The organism is Vibrio sp. 1978 (assembly GCF_033344345.1).
In genome coordinates, this window is record NZ_JAWPOP010000780.1 from 1 (window position 1) to 580 (window position 580).

General features: G+C 51.9%; 1 pseudogene. It reads right to left on the reverse strand.

Going from position 1 to position 580, the window contains the following annotated elements:
• Positions 1–580 (reverse strand): annotated as a pseudogene (locus R8N49_RS29070) (plasmid replication protein); the annotation flags it as partial.

Here is a 580-nt window from a genome sequence, read left to right on the forward strand (position 1 = left end):
AAACTCACCTCTGGTGGTAAGTCCCACCATCGGGAAGAAGCTGGAGCTGATGAAGGCTTCGCCGTCATCACTGATACATTCGAGTGTTGCGCCACGACAAACCTGGATTGCTTCCTTGATTTCGTTCAGGTTGTACCCGTGACCCATCTTCGAGAGCTCTTTCTGGAGTTCGTACAGAGTGAACATGACTCCAGCCTTGCCCTCGATGATATGGCCTTTCCCGTTCACTGCGAGCTTGCGTAGAGCATCCTCAAGGATTTCCTCTCGCTGTCCCGCGTAGATCAGCACGGTTCTTCCGTCATCCTTCTCGATGATGGCTGGCTTCACCTTCACCGTGCAATGCTCGCCGCTGATGGTGCCTTGTCGTGTCACTACAGCGCTGGATAAATCTTCAGGCTCACGCCTTCGGTCCCAAATGTACTTCGGCAGCGCATCGTAGATCTCGATGGTGTTGGAGTAGTCGTCTTTCTTGGCCGGAGATTCAATGATCTCAAACAGGCTCATTTGCGGTGAGTCTTTGATTACGTCGAGTTTCTCCAGGTCTTTGTCTTTGGTTCTCTTGCTCATGATTGTTCCGTCG